Origin of the sequence: Pseudomonas baetica, assembly GCF_051216495.1 — a bacterium.
GTDB classification, from domain to species: Bacteria; Pseudomonadota; Gammaproteobacteria; order Pseudomonadales; family Pseudomonadaceae; genus Aquipseudomonas; species Aquipseudomonas baetica_B.
On record NZ_JBPKAM010000038.1, the window covers coordinates 26,696 to 42,910 of the forward strand.

At 59.3% G+C, this 16,215-nt stretch carries 12 protein-coding genes; 7 read left to right on the forward strand and 5 right to left on the reverse strand.

What is annotated here, in order from left to right:
• Nucleotides 1-2: 2 nt before the first annotated feature.
• The 4 genes from ACSFE6_RS15295 to ACSFE6_RS15310 all read left to right on the forward strand — a co-directional run bounded on the left by ACSFE6_RS15295 (nt 3) and on the right by ACSFE6_RS15310 (nt 4,523).
• Nucleotides 3-656: a response regulator gene (locus ACSFE6_RS15295; RefSeq protein ID WP_435428395.1), complete on the forward strand. Its 654-nt coding sequence runs from the start codon at nt 3-5 to the stop codon at nt 654-656.
• Between the two features lie 335 nt (nt 657-991).
• Nucleotides 992-2,551, forward strand: a complete 1,560-nt coding sequence (locus tag ACSFE6_RS15300) for a methyl-accepting chemotaxis protein (protein ID WP_435428419.1) — start codon at nt 992-994, stop codon at nt 2,549-2,551.
• A gap of 49 nt (nt 2,552-2,600) precedes the next feature.
• The gene (locus ACSFE6_RS15305) at nt 2,601-2,906 is read left to right on the forward strand and encodes a hypothetical protein (protein ID WP_435428396.1); all 306 of its coding nucleotides are present in this window, start codon (nt 2,601-2,603) and stop codon (nt 2,904-2,906) included.
• A gap of 69 nt (nt 2,907-2,975) precedes the next feature.
• The gene (locus tag ACSFE6_RS15310) at nt 2,976-4,523 is read left to right on the forward strand and encodes a diguanylate cyclase domain-containing protein (protein WP_435428397.1); all 1,548 of its coding nucleotides are present in this window, start codon (nt 2,976-2,978) and stop codon (nt 4,521-4,523) included.
• A 53-nt stretch (nt 4,524-4,576) separates the two neighbouring features.
• Here ACSFE6_RS15310 and katG read toward each other — a convergent pair whose 3' ends face one another.
• On the reverse strand, nt 4,577-6,832 hold the full coding sequence (gene katG, locus ACSFE6_RS15315) for a catalase/peroxidase HPI (protein ID WP_435428398.1): 2,256 nt from the start codon (nt 6,830-6,832) through the stop codon (nt 4,577-4,579).
• 400 nt (nt 6,833-7,232) lie between these two features.
• On the opposite strand from katG, the gene ACSFE6_RS15320 reads away from it, so the two are divergent.
• Nucleotides 7,233-8,360 (forward strand): diguanylate cyclase, encoded by a 1,128-nt coding sequence (locus ACSFE6_RS15320; RefSeq protein WP_435428399.1) that lies wholly within the window; start codon nt 7,233-7,235, stop codon nt 8,358-8,360.
• 150 nt (nt 8,361-8,510) lie between these two features.
• On the opposite strand, the gene phnE is transcribed toward ACSFE6_RS15320, so the two are convergent.
• Genes phnE through ACSFE6_RS15340 form a run of 4 tightly spaced genes read right to left on the reverse strand, consistent with a single transcriptional unit; the run spans nt 8,511 to nt 11,741 of the window.
• Nucleotides 8,511-9,278, reverse strand: coding sequence for a phosphonate ABC transporter, permease protein PhnE (gene phnE / locus ACSFE6_RS15325; RefSeq protein WP_435428400.1), 768 nt, complete (start codon nt 9,276-9,278; stop codon nt 8,511-8,513).
• Nucleotides 9,275-10,102, reverse strand: coding sequence for a PhnE/PtxC family ABC transporter permease (locus ACSFE6_RS15330; RefSeq protein WP_435428401.1), 828 nt, complete (start codon nt 10,100-10,102; stop codon nt 9,275-9,277). The genes phnE and ACSFE6_RS15330 overlap by 4 nt, the downstream gene beginning before the upstream one ends.
• Nucleotides 10,096-10,893, reverse strand: a complete 798-nt coding sequence (locus ACSFE6_RS15335; protein WP_435428402.1) for a phosphonate ABC transporter ATP-binding protein — start codon at nt 10,891-10,893, stop codon at nt 10,096-10,098. The genes ACSFE6_RS15330 and ACSFE6_RS15335 overlap by 7 nt, the downstream gene beginning before the upstream one ends.
• Nucleotides 10,890-11,741 carry a putative selenate ABC transporter substrate-binding protein gene (locus ACSFE6_RS15340; RefSeq protein WP_435428403.1) on the reverse strand — a complete coding sequence of 284 codons (852 nt, stop codon included), beginning with the start codon at nt 11,739-11,741 and terminating at the stop codon, nt 10,890-10,892. Before ACSFE6_RS15340 ends, ACSFE6_RS15335 begins: the two co-directional genes overlap by 4 nt.
• A 278-nt stretch (nt 11,742-12,019) precedes the next feature.
• On the opposite strand from ACSFE6_RS15340, the gene ACSFE6_RS15345 reads away from it, so the two are divergent.
• A complete protein-coding gene (locus tag ACSFE6_RS15345; protein ID WP_435428404.1) occupies nt 12,020-13,162 on the forward strand; it encodes an acyl-CoA dehydrogenase family protein in 1,143 nt (380 codons plus the stop codon).
• Between the two features lie 351 nt (nt 13,163-13,513).
• Nucleotides 13,514-16,195 (forward strand): LuxR C-terminal-related transcriptional regulator, encoded by a 2,682-nt coding sequence (locus tag ACSFE6_RS15350; protein ID WP_435428405.1) that lies wholly within the window; start codon nt 13,514-13,516, stop codon nt 16,193-16,195.
• Nucleotides 16,196-16,215 lie beyond the last annotated feature (20 nt).

Genomic DNA, 16,215 nt, shown 5'->3' on the forward strand with positions numbered 1-16,215 from the left:
TAATGACCCCCCAGAAGATCACTGTCGTCATCGCTGATGATCATCCGATCGTCCTGCTTGGCGTACGCGAACTGATCGAACGTGATGACCGGTTCCAGGTGGTCGGGGAGGCCGTCAGCTCAAGCGAGCTGATTAAGTTACTGAATGACCGCGCACCGGATATCTTGATTACCGATTACAACATGCCCGAAAGTTCAGTTTATGGCGATGGGTTGAAACTCATAAAATATCTGGTACGCCATTATCCTTCCCTGCAAATACTTGTTCTGACCATGGTGTCCAATAGTCTGATTCTTTCTCGTCTTTATGATCTTGGTGTGGCAGGGGTGGTACAAAAGAGTCAGTTGCATGCCGAGATTCAAAAGGCCCTGGATGCCTTGAGTTTGAAACGGCAATATAAATGTCCGGGGTTGAAAAAAGCGTCAGTCGTTGAGGGCGCCCGTCAGGTTGATGAGCGACTGGCCCTGCTTTCCGTACGCGAACTGGAAATCTTGCGGCTGTTTGTTTCTGGAATGAGTTTGCGTGATATCGCCGTCGATCAGAACCGAAGCGCCAAAACCATCAGCACGCAAAAGGTGGCGGCCATGCGCAAGCTGGAGGTCAATAGCGATCAGGAATTGGTTGCTTATTGCCTGGCTGCGAATCTGTTTCAATAACAATTATTTTTTGATTTTTTATTTCCTCGAGTTATATGTCCGGAATTTCCTCGTTTAATGGCATTGCATTTTTCCCCCTCTCTCTCGGTTTTCAGGATTGCCTGATGGTGCGTCCTGTCGTCGCGGGGTTAATGTTCGCGAGAGTGGCGTTCATCTGATTTTATTGTGCAGCACCTTTATTCTGTCGTGGTCAATCTGATGACGAGCTGCTGGGTGTCAGATGTCGTTTGATGTGTGGTCTATCGAAACATTCGATCATGACGGTGGCGTAGATGTTTATCAGAAGTATGCGGTTGGTTCCACGAACCTTAATAAGCTTTGGTATCACCTGTTTATTGCTTCTTGCCCTGGGATGGCAATCGCTGTGGCGCATGGATAATGTGCAGTGGGCAATTAACGATTTGCAGGAAAACTGTTTGCCGAGTGTTCGACAGGCAGGGCGAATTGAAATAGCGGCTTATAAGCTTCGCGTGGCTAACTTGTATTTTGCCATGGATGACGACGTAGCGGTCAGTGAGCGGTCCGAGGCAGTAACGAAGCTGAAAGAGCAATTGAAGAAAGAGGCACTGGCTTACGTTCCTTTAATTTACGGGCCTGAAGAGCAAGCGTCTTTTGATATTGTCAATGCCAATGTTGAAACATTCGTCAAGCGCGTGGATCAGTTATTAACGCTGGGACGCAGCGCTTCGCAAAAAGAGCTGATTGGTTTCATCAAGTCGACGACAGCTCCCGCTGCAGAGGCCTTGATTAAATCCACCGGGGATTTACAGAAATTAATGACCGATCGGGCCAAGGCTTCCGGTGACAAGGCTCGTGATGAGGCACATGACAGTACCCTCGCCACGATCGTGGTTATCGTGCTCGCGCTGGCAGTGACATTATTGCTCACCCTGTTCTTCACTCGAAGCATCATCGTTCCACTGCGCCAGCTCCTGGCAGCGACAAAGAAAATTGCTGCGGGCGATCTCGTTGGAACAGTTGAAATCTCGGGCAAAGACGAACTCACCGAGCTGCAAGAATCAACGGCTGAGATGCTCGCCAGCCTGAAGAGCACCATTCACCATATTTCTGACTCGTCCTCATTGCTGGCCGCTTCGGCAGAGGAAATGAGCGCCATAACTCACGAGTCGAATGCGGGCGTTCAGCAACAAAGCATGGAAACCGAGCTGGCAGCGACGGCCGTCAATCAGATGACCGCTGCCGTCGAAGAGGTGGCGCGCAATGCCGTGGCGGCGTCCATGTCGACGCAACAATCGGAAAGTTCGGCTCGCATTGGCATGGACCGGGTGACCGAGACCATTGCTTCGATCGAGAACCTGAGCCATGCGGTTCAGGGCACGAGTGTCGAGATCGAACAGTTGGCAGCCCAAACCGAAAACATCGCCAAGGTGCTCGATGTGATCAGGGCGATTGCCGAGCAAACCAACCTGCTGGCGTTGAACGCTGCCATCGAAGCCGCGCGCGCTGGCGAACAGGGGCGAGGTTTTGCGGTGGTCGCCGACGAAGTCCGTGCCTTGGCGCATCGTACGCAGGTGTCGACTCAAGAAATCGAGCAAATGATCAAAAGTGTCCAGTCGGGCTCTGAGTCGGCCGTCTCTTCCATGAAGCAAACGGACATGGAAGCCATCGCGACATTGAAAATTGCCCGGGAGGCGGGGGTGGCCATCTCGGAAATTACCAAGGCAGTGTCGGACATCAATGAGCGTAACTGTTTGATCGCCACGGCTTCGGAAGAGCAAGCACAAGTTGCAAAATCCGTCGACGTGAACCTGGTCAGTATCAATAACCTTTCAGCACAAAGTACAGCCGCCGCGGATCAGATATTCATTGCCAGCAACGAGCTTTCCACGTTGGCCTCTGATTTGAATAAGTTGGTCGGTCGCTTCACCGTTTAACGCGTTTATGGTTGACAGTTTTACACCCCCGAATCGGTAGGAGTCGAGAATGACGCCCGAATTGAAAAGCCAGTATCCGGATTGCCTGGATACCATATTTATCTCGAAATATGAGACCTGTGATGTCAACTGGTTCATCAAGCAATATGTTGAAAGCAGAAGTCTGACCGAGCGCGCTCAGGCCGAATATGAAGTAGTGGCAGCGCTCAAGGACTATCCGGGTATGTCACCCGTACGGCTCTTTGAGCTGAATGCATGGTTGGATAAAAATTTTCGACCAAAAATTTTTTTTCGACCAGCCGCCCGAATGTTGAAGTTGATAGTCAGTAACGATCATATCCCTCAGCGAAAATAAATATAAAGTTGAGCCAGGTTTGGGGTAATTGCAGTGCGAACGTATTTAACCCGGAAAACAAACGCAAGAGTGTATGTCGTTATCGCTCTGTGCACTGTTTTGGCATCGGCGCTGATCATCGGGGGGCTGTTAACGGTCAGGAAGCTCGATAGCTACATTCGGGTTATGTATTTCGGTAATTCTGCACCGATCGGATATCTGGCTAACATTCGGGCGGAGCATGCCAATGTTCGTCGCTTGCAATGGCGGATTTTTGCGACGCGCGATCCCGCCAAAGCCGATCAATACAACAGGGAAATCAATGCATCGCTGAGTGCGATTAGCAGGGAATGGCAGCTCTACTATCCCGCAGGCATCAGTAGCTCCAGCGAAAAGCACATCGCGGAACAACTCAGGGTGGACTTGCCTCAGGCTTCGATGATTTTTGAGGAAAGCAAGCGACGACTCAAAACGGATGGTTACGATGATGTGATGCATTGGTATGAGCAGCAGATCCCGTTACTCGTTCAAATCGATCACCTGCTCTCAGAAGATATCGAGACCAACATCACCCAGGCGGCAGAGTTTGCCGCCATGAGCAATGTGATTTTCGACAGGATTCTCTGGATTGCCGTTGCGCTGTTGGCGCTGGGCGGCGTTGGCGGCATCGGCAGTGTCGTTGTGTCCTTGCGCTGGCGGCGAGAGCGCGATAACGCCGAGCTCAAGTCCCGCGAACACCTCTGGCTGGTGGATCAGGTGTTCAACAGCACCAAGGATGGCGTGATCATCACTGACCGGTCCGGTCAGATCACCAAGATCAACCCGGCGTTCACCAAAATGACCGGTTACACCGAGGCGGATGTGCTGGGGAAAAATCCGAGCCTGTGGAGTTCAGGCCGGCAGAGCACCGAGTTTTACGCCGATATGTGGCGCTGCCTTCTGGATATGGGTCACTGGGAAGGCCGGGTGTGGAACCGCAAGAAGAGTGGCGATATCTACCTGGAATCACTCTCCATTACCGCCATCCCGGGTCTGGATCAGTCCGAGCTCAACTTCGCGGCGGTGTGCAGCGATATCACCCAACAGCATGCGGAACAGGAATTCCAGGGCTACCTGGCCACCCACGATCCATTGACCGCTTTGCCGAACCGCCTGCTGTTCGTTGAGCGAATGACCCAAGCCCTCGCTCGCGGGCACCGGGCGGGCTCCAAGGTCGCCATCCTCTTTCTGGATCTGGATCACTTTAAGGAAATCAATGATCGCCTGGGCCATGGGGTAGGGGACGACACCCTGACCACGGTCGCCACGCGTTTGAAAAGCTGCCTGAGGGAAGTCGATACCGTGGCGCGGCTTGGTGGCGATGAGTTCGCCATTGTGCTGGAAGACATTCATGAGATCGGACAGATCGAGCCGATTGCCCGCAAGTTGCTGGCATCGGTAGGCGAGCCCATCGTGGTGGATGGACATCGGGTATTTGTCACGCCGAGTATCGGGGTGAGTGTCTACCCGGATCACGGCAACACGCCGAAGGTGCTGGTGAAATTGGCTGACGAGGCGATGTACGAAGCCAAGAGTGCCGGCAAGAATGCGATCAGGTTTTACAAAGCGCCCGAACAAGAGCCGATCACACACAGCTGAAAAAAAGAATGGCCGCCTCGACCGTAATAGCGTCGAAGCGGCCACCGATCACCTTACTTCAGGTCGAAGCGATCAAGGTTCATCACCTTGGTCCAGGCCGCCACGAAGTCCTTGACGAACTTCTCCTTGTTGTCCGAGCTGGCATAGAACTCCGCCAGGGCCCGCAACTGAGAGTTGGAGCCGAACACCAGGTCCACGCGGGTAGCGGTCCATTTCGGCTGGCCGGTCTTGCGATCCCGACCTTCGAATTCTTCGTTGTCCGCTGACTTGGGTTTCCATTCCGTCCCCATGTCCAGCAGGTTAACGAAAAAGTCGTTGGTCAATTCGCCTTTGCGAGTGGTGAAGACACCGTGGGCGGTTTGTCCGACGTTGGTGTCGAGCACACGCAGACCGCCAATCAGCGCGGTCATTTCCGGTGCGGTGAGGGTCAACAACTGCGCCTTGTCGATCAACAGGTGCTCGGCCGATACGCGGTACCGGGTTTTCAGGTAGTTGCGGAAGCCATCGGCGATGGGTTCGAGGAAGCCGAACGACTCGACGTCCGTTTGCGCCTGGCTCGCGTCCATCCGTCCCGGTGTGAAAGGCACCGTGACGTTTTGCCCGGCATTTTTCGCTGCCTGTTCAACGCCGGCACACCCGGCCAGCACGATCAGGTCCGCCAGCGAGATTTTCTTGCCGCCGGCATTGAACGCCTGCTGGATGCCTTCGAGTTTCGACAGCACCTCGGCCAGTTGTGCAGGCTGGTTGGCAGCCCAGGATTTCTGGGGCTCCAGGCGCAGACGTCCACCGTTGGCGCCGCCGCGCTTGTCGGAGCCACGGAAGGTGGAGGCCGCCGCCCAAGCGGTTGAGACAAGTTGCGAGACGCTCAAGCCCGAAGCCAGCACCTTGCTCTTGAGCGCGGCAACGTCACTGTCGTTGACCAAAGGATGGTCGACCTTTGGGATCGGGTCTTGCCACAGCAGTTCTTCGTTGGGCATTTCCGGGCCGAGGTAGCGCGAGAGCGGACCCATGTCACGGTGGATCAGCTTGTACCAGGCGCGGGCGAAGGCGTCGGCCAGTTGATCCGGGTTTTGCAGGAAACGCCGGGAAATCGGCTCGTAGATCGGGTCGAAACGCAGGGAGAGGTCGGTGGTCAGCATGGTTGGATCACGGCGCTTGTTCGGATCGAAAGCGTCCGGAATTGTGCCGGCACCTGCGCCGTTCTTGGGTTTCCACTGGTTTGCGCCTGCCGGGCTTTTGGTCAACTCCCACTCAAAGCCGAACAGGATTTCCAGGTATCGATTGCTCCACTTCGTCGGCGTGTCGGTCCAGGTCACTTCCAGGCCGCTGGTGATGGCGTCGGCACCCTTGCCAGTGCCGAAACTGCTTTTCCAGCCAAGGCCCTGTTGTTCCAGGCCCGCGGCTTCCGGTTCCGGGCCGACGTTGTCGGCGGGGCCGGCACCGTGGGTCTTGCCGAAGGCGTGGCCACCGGCGATCAGCGCCACGGTTTCTTCGTCATTCATCGCCATGCGGGCGAAGGTTTCGCGAATGTCCCGGCCGGCGGCGACCGGGTCCGGATTGCCTTCCGGACCTTCCGGGTTCACGTAGATCAGGCCCATCTGCACGGCGGCCAGCGGGTTTTCCAGATTGCGATCGCCTTCCTTGCGGCTCTCCTCATTTTTCCCGGGTTCGGCCACCAGTGGCACGTCGCCGGGCGCTTGCACAGGTTTTTGTCCCTTGTCGTAACGGACGTCACCACCGAGCCATTTGTTTTCCGAGCCCCAGTACACGTCTTCATCCGGTTCCCAGACGTCCGGACGGCCGCCAGAGAAACCGAAGGTCTTGAAGCCCATGGACTCCAGCGCGACGTTGCCGGTGAGCACGATCAGGTCGGCCCAGGAAATGTTGCGGCCGTATTTCTGCTTGATCGGCCACAACAGCCGACGGGCCTTGTCGAGGCTGACGTTGTCCGGCCAACTGTTGAGCGGCGCGAAGCGTTGCTGGCCGGAACCGGCGCCTCCGCGACCGTCACCGGTACGGTAGGTGCCGGCGGCGTGCCAGGCCATGCGGATAAACAGTGGGCCATAGTGACCGAAGTCGGCCGGCCACCAGTCTTGCGAGTCGGTCATCAGCGCAGTCAGGTCTCTTTTGACTGCCGCAAAGTCCAGCTTTTTATAGGCTTCGGCATACTTGAAGCCCTCGTCCGCCGGGTCGGACAGGGACGAGTGCTGGTGCAGGATCTTCAGATTCAGTTGGTTCGGCCACCAGTCGCGGTTGGTTGTGCCTCCGCCGGCGGCGTGATTGAACGGGCATTTCGATTCAGTTGCCATGTGTGAGCTACCCTCGGTCGAGTTCCTTGCGCTACCCGGCCCGGTTCGGGCCTGGAATGGAAGCGAGCGAAATCAATGACTCAGGCTGCCGGATCCGCATGTCGATCAACCGATCGTTGTGGTCACGTGGGCAGGGTTGGCAGTGGGAATCAATCTGCCATCACGACGACCCATACACGCCTGGTCAGTTTCCGGCTCATTCTTATCTTCACATCAGGTCTGTGTCGGCCAGACAAAGCCGACGCTAGTTAAAAGTAGACCCCGATTGGCAAGTCAGCTAATAGCGCGAGTATTGGTGATCGATAGGCGAAATCTTTCAAGTCCACGTAGAGAGTTGCAGGGGCCCATAGGCGATGTGCCACAATGATTGATGTCACCGCAGCATTATCAGGCGAACACAATGGATGGCCTTGGATTTCGGCACGAGCAGGAACGCTTTATCGCCCAGCAGGTGCGCACGGACCGATTGCATCAGCTGTTTCGGCAATCGGTTACCGCGGTTTTTGGCAGTTTTCTGGCATTGGTCATGCTGTGCTGGCTGTGCTGGGAGCGTTTCGATCATGGCGTGGTGGGCTGGTGGGTCGTCCTGTTGACGGCTTCGACGTTGGTGCGCATCACCATGTTCGCGGTGTATTTTCGCAGTGCGGAAACGGCGCGCACCCCTGAACGTTGGGAGCGCATCTACCTGGTCACCCTGGTATTGTCCGCCGGTATCTGGGGCGGCGGCGCACTGGCGGTCATGCCGGCCGACGACCTGTTGGCCCAGGCGCTGGTCATGCTGTTTACCGTCGGCATGTCCGTCAGCGCGGTGTCCTGTTATTCGGCCTATCGCTACATGACGGTGGTCTCCATCGCCCTGGTGTTGTTGCCCTGTACCTTTTGGCTGTTGTTCCAGCCGTCAACCCTGCAAGTCGGCATGGCCCTGGCCGTTCTGGTCTTCGCCTCTTTCGTGTGCAGCGCGACACGCAAACTCTCCGATGCGTTGGAAATGGCCTTTCGCCTGACCCGTGAAATGGAACTGGCGCACAGCATTTCCACCCGCGCCGCACAGACTGATGAACTGACTGGCCTGAAGAACCGCCGGGCGTTTTTCGAGCATGCCCAGCGGCTCTATAACCATTGCCAGAACTACCAGTTGCCGCTGTGCGCGGTGATGCTGGACATGGATCACTTCAAGCATATCAATGACACCTACGGCCATCAGGTCGGCGACCAGGTGCTGAGGCAAATGGGCGTGGTCATCTGCCGGTCATTTCGCGAAACCGATGTTTATGGGCGACTGGGCGGGGAAGAGTTTGCGGTTTTGCTGCCGGACACGTCCCTTGAAGACGCGCAAAACATTGCCGAGCAACTCGTGCATTCCATTGCCGGCCTGATGACCGGGCCGGTGCACTGCATCACGGCCAGTGTCGGGGTGGCGTCCATGGCTTCCAGTGACAAGGATCTGCACAGTTTGATGAGCAATGCCGACAAGGCGCTGTATCGGGCCAAGGCGAGGGGGCGCAATCAGGTGGTAGTGTCTGAGTAGGAGCGAGCTTGTTCGCGAAGGCTGTACATCGACCCTGTGGGAGGTTCTATGTTGCAGGTAAATCCTGCAGCCTAAGATTCGGTTGGTATTCGCTCTGATTTTTCATGAGGACGAAATATGGCCTGCGCCACTGATCGAGGTGTTCTGAAGTCAAGCCTTGACCCAACGCTGACGGCTCCAGCTGCTCAGCGAGTCGACGGCGAACACCAGCAACAGCATCGCCAGAATCACCGTACTGGCTTGGGCCTCCTGAAACAGGCTAAGGCTGACATATAACATCTGGCCCAGGCCGCCAGCACCGACGAAACCGAGAACGCTGGCCATGCGAATATTGTTTTCCCAGCGGTACAGGATGTAGGCCAGCAACTGGGGCAACAGGTTGGGCAGGGTGCCGTAGCAGAATGCCGACACGGCATTGGCGCCTTGCAGGCGGATCGCTTCGGCCGGTTGTGGCGGGGTATTTTCCAGGGCTTCGGCAAATAGCCGGCCAAGCACGCCGGTGGTGTGCAGGGCCAGCGCCAGGGTGCCGGCATTTGGCCCGAGTCCGGCGGCCAGCACCATCAGCGCGGCCCAGACCAGTTCCGGAATCGCCCGCAGCGCGTTGAGCACCAGGCGCGACGCACTCTTGAACGGCCAACCGAAACGCCCGGCCGCCGGCAGTGCCAATACCAGTCCGAACACCGCCGCGAGCAAGGTGCCCAAGGCGGACATGGCGAGGGTTTCCAGCGCACCTTGACCGATGGCTTGCAGGTGAGCCGCACTCAGGTCCGGGTTGAGAAAGCGCTGCGCGTAGGCACCCATCTGCTTGAGGTTGTCACTGTCGCCCAGCGCGCCGAGGTCGATGCCCAGGTAGCCGAACGATGCGATCACCGCGACACCGATGCACAACAGCAGGGCCAGATTGATCAGGCGATTCATTCCAGCCTCCAGCGCAGCAGGCGGCTGAGCTGATCGGCCAGCAGCACCAACACCAGAAAGGTCAGCAGCAGGCTGGCCACTTCGCCGCCGGCAAACATGCGCAGCGACAGATCCATTTGCTGACCCAGCCCCCCGGCGCCGACGAAGCCCATCACCACCGAGGCACGGATGGCGCATTCCCAGCGGTACACCGTGTACGACAGCAGCTCGGCCGCGACATTGGGCAGGACTCCATATCCAAAGGCTGCGAGCCGACCGCTACCGGACTGCAGCAGCGCGTGGGCCGGACGCTGGTCGACCGACTCGAAAATCTCCGCATACACCTTGCCCAGCATGCCGCTGTAAGTGATGGCGATGGCCAGCACGCCAGCCGTTGGGCCGAGTCCGACGGCGCGCACGAACAGCAGGGCCCAGACGATTTCCGGCACGCTGCGCAGGAAGATCAGCAAGGCGCGCACCGGCCAGCGCAGCAGCCGCCCCCACACGCTGGGGCGACCGCCGCGGGAGGCCGCCGACAGCGATAGCGCACGACTGGCCAGCAGGCTGGCGGGCACTGCTAGCAGCAACGCCAGGGTCATGCCGGCCGTGGCGATGGCCAGGGTTTGCAGGGTGGCTTGCCACAATAGCTGGAGAAATTCCTCGCCATAGGCCGGTGGCCAGAAGGTCGACACGAAGCGCCCCATTTCGCTCTGGCTGTCAGATGCCAGCAGCACGCCCAGGTTCAGTTCGCTGAAGCGGATGCCCGGCCATAGCAAGGCAAGCGCCAGCAGGCTGAGCAGCAGGCGAGGGCGGGTAGCGGGATCTCGGGAATCGCGGGTCAGCATCGGGGAATCTGCACGCTCAAGGGCGGCTGAGGCGCCGGTGGGGATTGCAGTTGCTCATTGGCGTAGAGCTTGTCGAGCAGTTCGCGGTCGACGTCGCTGGAGGGAAGGTCGAACAGGACCTGTCCGTCGCGCAGGCCGATGATCCGCGAAAAATGTGCCAGGGCCAGTTCAACCGCATGCAGGCTGGCGACCAGGGTGACGTTGTGTTCCCGCGCATGCCGGCAGAGCACCGACAGCGTGTGCCCGGCCAGCACCGGGTCCATGGCCGACACCGGCTCATCGGCCAGCAACACCTCGGGCGCCTGATACAACACGCGGGCAATGCCGACGCGCTGTAACTGGCCACCGGAGAGTTGCTGGCACTGCGCGAACAATTTGTCGCTCAGGTCCAATCGGGCCAACGCCGCACGCGCGCCCGGAATGTCCTGTGGATGCAGCAGGTTCAGCAGGCTCTTGCCCAGCCCCCACTGGCCCAGCTTGCCAGCCAGTACTGCCGTGACGACACGCTGGCGTGGGGGCAGGGGAGGCGACTGATGCACCAGGCCGATACGGGCGCGCAGGCGCTGGCGTTGGCGAGCCGACAGCTGCCAGGCGCGCTCGCCCAGCACCTGCAATTCGCCGTTGCCGGGAGGCAGGGCGGTGGCCAGCAGATTGAGCAGGCTCGATTTGCCCGCACCGGACGGGCCGATGATGGCGACCTGTTCGCTGGCACCGATGTGCAGATCCACACCCCGCAGCGCCTGGACGCCATTGGCGTGGGTGAGGCTGATCCCGGTCAACTGCAAGGTCATTTGAGCAGATCGGCGGCGCGGGCGGCTTCTTCGATACCCTTGTAGTTATCGGGGTTGGTTTCGATGAAGCGGCTGGCGGCTTGCAGGTCGAGAATTTCCTTGTCCGCAGGCTTCGCCGGATCGAGTGCCAGGAAGGCGGCCTTGATCTTGTTGGCGAGTGCCGGATCGAGGGTTCCGCGTACGGTCCAGTTGTAGTCGAAGTAGGCCGGCGTGGTGGCAAACACTTTGACTTTGTCGGTGTCGACCTTGCCGGCGGCGACCAGTTTTTCCCAGACACTGGCGTTCAATACCCCGGCATCCACCTTGCCGGCCTGTACCCAGGCGACGGTGGCGTCATGGGCGCCGGAGTAACCCACGCGGCTGAAATAGGTTTCCGGCCTGATGCCGTCCTTGAGCATGAAATAACGTGGCATCAAGCTGCCCGATGTCGAAGACACCGAGCCAAAGGCGAAGGACTTGCCTTTCAGGTCGGCGAGGGATTTGACGGCCGGGTCGGCGCTGATGAATTTGCTGGTGAACTTCGCGTCCTGTTCACGCTGCACCAACGGAATGGCATTGCCGGTTTTCAGGCGGGCCTGCACGAAGGTGAAACCGCCAAGCCAGGCCAGGTCGATGCGGTCGGTGGCCAGCGCTTCGACCACGGCGGGGTAGTCGCTCACCGGCACGAACTCGACCTTCATGCCCAATTGCTGCTCCAGGTACGCGCCCAGCGGCTTGAATTTGCGTAGCAGTTCAGTCGGCGCTTCATCAGGAATCGCGCTGACTTTCAGTGTGTCCGCGGCCTGCGCGAGCACACTGCAAACAGACAGGGTCAAACCAACGGCCAATGCCAGGGTACGCTTGAGCATGGAAGTTCTCCGTTTCGTTTGCGCAATAAGGTCGATGCACCGGGCGCCGGCAGATGGCGGCAGGGCGCATTGAGAGGTTAGTCGAAATGGCGCGAGTATAAGGTACTCAAGGTGGCCATTGCGCGCGCTTTGCCGCTTTTGCGCAATGCAGGCCAACGGTGGCGTTATCGGATTTACCCGATTCGAGGGGGCGGTGTGGGCGAGGGTCGCCTTATGGTGCGCAAAGGCGTCGGATGAAGACATCGCCGACCGAACCCATTGCAGCCAGAGGTAACTCCATGATTCCGCGCACGCTCTTCGATCATGAACTTGAAGCATTCCGCCACACCGTAAGGCGTTTTCTTGCAGAGGAATGCATGCCGTTTCACGAACAGTGGGAGCAGGATCATCGGGTTCCGCGGCAGATCTGGAAGCGCGCCGGTGAACTGGGCATGCTCAACGCCACGACACCCGAAGCCTATGGCGGCCTGGGTCTGGACCGGCGCTTTTCGATGGTCGCGGTCGAGGAAGTCGCGCGTGCGGGGCTGTCGGGCTTGAGTGGCTTCAATGTGCACGACATCTGTGCCGGTTACCTGATCAACTTCGGTACCGAGGAACAGAAACGGCAATGGCTGCCCGAAATGGCCAGCGGCGACATTATCTCCGCCGTGGCCATGACAGAACCGGACACGGGGTCCGACCTGCAGGCGGTGAAGACCCGTGCCGTGCTCGACGGCGATGAGTACGTGATCAACGGCGCCAAGACGTTCATCTCCAATGGCACCAACAGCGACATCATCGTGGTGATCGCCAAGACCGGCAACACCGGCAAAGGCTCACGGGACATATCGCTGATCCTGGTGGAGGCTGACCGCGCCGGTGTCACCAAGTCCAAACCATTGCGCAAGGTCGGCCTGCATGCCCAGGACACCACCATGCTGTTCTTCGAGGACGTGCGGGTGCCGAAGGCAAATATTCTGGGGGGCGAGCCTGGCCAGGGTTTCTATCAATTGATGAAGGAACTGGCCTGGGAGCGACTGAGTATCGGCATTCTCGCCATCGCCGCCAGCCAGGCCGTGCTGGAACAGACCATTGCCTATACCCGCGACCGCAAGGCATTCGGCACCCCGATCATCGAGTTCCAGAATTCGCGGTTCAAGCTGGCGGATCTCAAGACCGAGATCGTCCTGGGGCAGACCTACACCGATCGCTGCATGGAGCTCATCCTGCAACACGAGCTGAGTCCGGAGGCCGCGGCTGCCGCGAAGCTCTGGTGCACCGAGCTGTATTCGAAAGTGGTCGATCAGTGTGTGCAGCTCCATGGCGGCAACGGCTACATGCTGGAGTACGCGGTGGCCCGTCACTACCTGGACAGCCGCGTCAACCGGATCTACGGCGGCGCCAACGACATCATGCGCGAATTGGTGGCACGAACCCTTTGAATATGCACCCGGATTAACTGTGGGAGCGAGCCTGCTCGCGAAAGCGGTGGGTCAGTCAGCATGGATGTTGGATGGGCTGGCCTCTTCGCGAGCAGGCTCGCTCCCACGGGTATGAGTGTCTAGCTGACTGACCGGTGTCCTGGTTACCCCCCTCTAATATAGGGGGGTGAACGGTCACCGTTCCCCGTCACCATCTGTGCCAAGGCGGATCCCGAGTCACGGCTATTAGCTTCGTTCGGGAAAATAATCCTACAAAAACGCCAGAACATGGCCACACCTCGCCGATCCGTATCGTGCAGCGCCCGATTCGCTGTTTCATCGGGTTCGGCAGGATCGGAGACCAGGCACAACATGCATACCGACAAGCTGCTCGTATCGACGAAATTCGCACCGCCGCGTATCGGCACCCAGACCATCCTGCGCGAACGTTTGTTGCAGGACCTGCAGGGCATGACGCACTGCCGCGTTGGGTTGATCACCGGCAGTCCCGGTTTTGGCAAGACCACACTGCTGGCCCAGTGGCGGCAGGTGATGATGCGCGCGGGGGCCGAGGTGGCGTGGCTGTCGCTGAGCGGTGATGACCAGCATGTGCCCATCTTCTTCGCCTATCTGCGCGGCGCCTTGCAGCGCCTTGGCATTGCCCTGGACAGCGGCGTGCCGCTGGAAGGTTCGCGCCCGGAGTTCCTCGATGAGGTGGTGGCGGCCGTTGTCGAAGGTGCCGCCAGTATCAACAAAGAGCTGTTCCTGGTTATCGATGACTACCAGCACGTCACCGACCCCCGTTCCCACCAGTTGATGCAAAAGCTGCTGGATCACAGCCCCGAGAACCTGCACTTCGTCATCTCGTCCCGTGTCGGTCCGCCGCTGAGTTTCAGTCGACTGCGCCTGAGTGGTCAGTTGCTGGAGCTCGATTGCGCCTCCTTGCCCTTCGACCTGGCTGAATCCCGTGCCTTTCTGGAACAGGGCCTGGCGGCCTTGAAACTCAGTCCGGAGGAGCTGCATCAGATTCACGAACTCACCAGCGGCTGGCCGGCCACCTTGCAACTGGTGATCATCCTGCTGCGCAGCGATCCGGATTCCCGTGGCGCCCTGCGCGAAATGGGCTGGCGCTCCGACGATCTGCAGAGCTACCTGGCCGAGGACGTCATGGCCCATCTGCCGCCCGAACTGGCGCAGTTCATGGAGAGTGTGAGTATTTGCCGGCGCTTCAACGCTTCCCTTGCGCAGGCGATCACCGGCGTCAGTTCGGCGCAGGCGATGCTCAAGCGTCTGGATGAAGAGAACCTGTTGATCTTTCGCGTTGAGGCCGATGACCGCCAACCCTGGTATCGCTTTCATGCACTGTTCGGCGATTTCCTGTCCACGCGGCTCGCCCGTCGTGACAGCGCCGCGCAAACCGAACTGCACAACCGCGCCGCCCGCTGGTTCGCCGAACGCAAACTGCTGGCCGAGGCGGTACGCCACGCCACCCTGGCGGGCGACCTCGACTTCGCCGCACAACTGATCGAGCGGGCGGCACCGGCAACCTGGAGCCTGAGTCAACTGAGCCCGCTGTTGCGCCTGCTCGACCGTTTGCCACAGGACATCCTGTTCTCCCGGCCCCGGTTGTTCTTTCTCGGTTGCCTGGCCTACGCACTCACTGCACGGCCGGCCAAGGCCGAGGTCTGGCTGGAGCAATTTCACCGCAGCGGTGCGGCGCAACACGCCGACGTTGCTTATCGATTGCCGCTGGTGCAAGCGGCCATTGAACTGCAGCGTGATCGCACCGAGCCAATCATCGGCTTGCTCGAGGACTTCCAGGCGTTGCCGGACGACTACACCGTGACACGTTTCGGCGCACCGGCACTGCTGACGATTGCCTATCTGGCCGCAGGACGGATCGAGGAGGCGCTACAGTGCCTGGACGATAACCCCATCCCCGAGGCCGAGCGCAACAGCGAGATGGCGCTGGTGGCCGAAGGCGCCCGGACCCTGTGTTGCTTGCAGGCCGGCCAGATGCGTGAGGCTGAACGGGTCGGTTCAGCGCAACTGGCCCGCGCCGTGGCGGTTCACGGACACCGCGCCGCCAGTGCGTATATAGGGGCTGCGACGCTGGCGGAGGTCTATCGGGAGCTTGACCGTACCGACGAAGCACGGGAAATCCTCGCCAATCGCAACGGCCTGCTGCAATGGGCCATGCCCGACACCATGCTGCGCGCCACCCTCTGTCGAGCACGTCTGGACCTGCTTCAGGACAGCGCGTCGGTAGCCATGGCCTTTCTGGAGCGACAGGAACGGCACTTTCGCACCATCGGCCAGGATCGCGCCCTGGTTCATTGTCTGGCCGAACAGGCGCGCATTGCCTTGCTGGAAAATGACAAGTGCCATGCCGCCGAACGGGTGGCCAAACTGCAAGCGTTCGCTGAAAAACACCGGGACGCTTCGGGCTACCAGGCAGAAATCCCGGCAATCGCCGCGTTGGCACAAGCGCGCCTGCGGCTGGCCACCAACTACCCGGACAAGGCTCTGGAAGATCTGGCCCTCGTGCAGACATACGCCATCAAGTTCAGCCGCGGACAATTGCGGGTCACCGGCCAGTTGCTCGAGGCGTGTGCCAAGGCCGACCTGCTGCTGCCGGAACAGGCGCAAGCGCATTTGCTTGAAGCCTTGGCCCTGGGCCGTCGACTGGGTCTGGTGCGTACCTTCCTCGACGAAGGCGAGGGGTTGCGAAAGAGACTCGCGATGCTGGCAAGCAAGCCACTGGCTAGTGAGGAGGAAGCATACCTGGGGCAGTTGCTGGAGCGCTTCAGTGCTGGAAGTGTTGGCCGTCCCAGCGAATCGTCGGCCGATGGCGCCACTTCGATGCTCACCCCTCGGGAGCTGGCCATCCTGCAGTTGATCAGCCAGGCGATGGCCAACAAACGCGTGGCCCTGACGCTGAACATCTCGCTGGAAACGGTGAAGTGGAACCTGAAGAACATCTACGCCAAGCTGGGGGTTTCCAGTCGTTATGATGCGGTGTCGTGGGCGCGTAAGAATGGGTTGATTGAGTGAGTGCGGAACACCCATGTAGT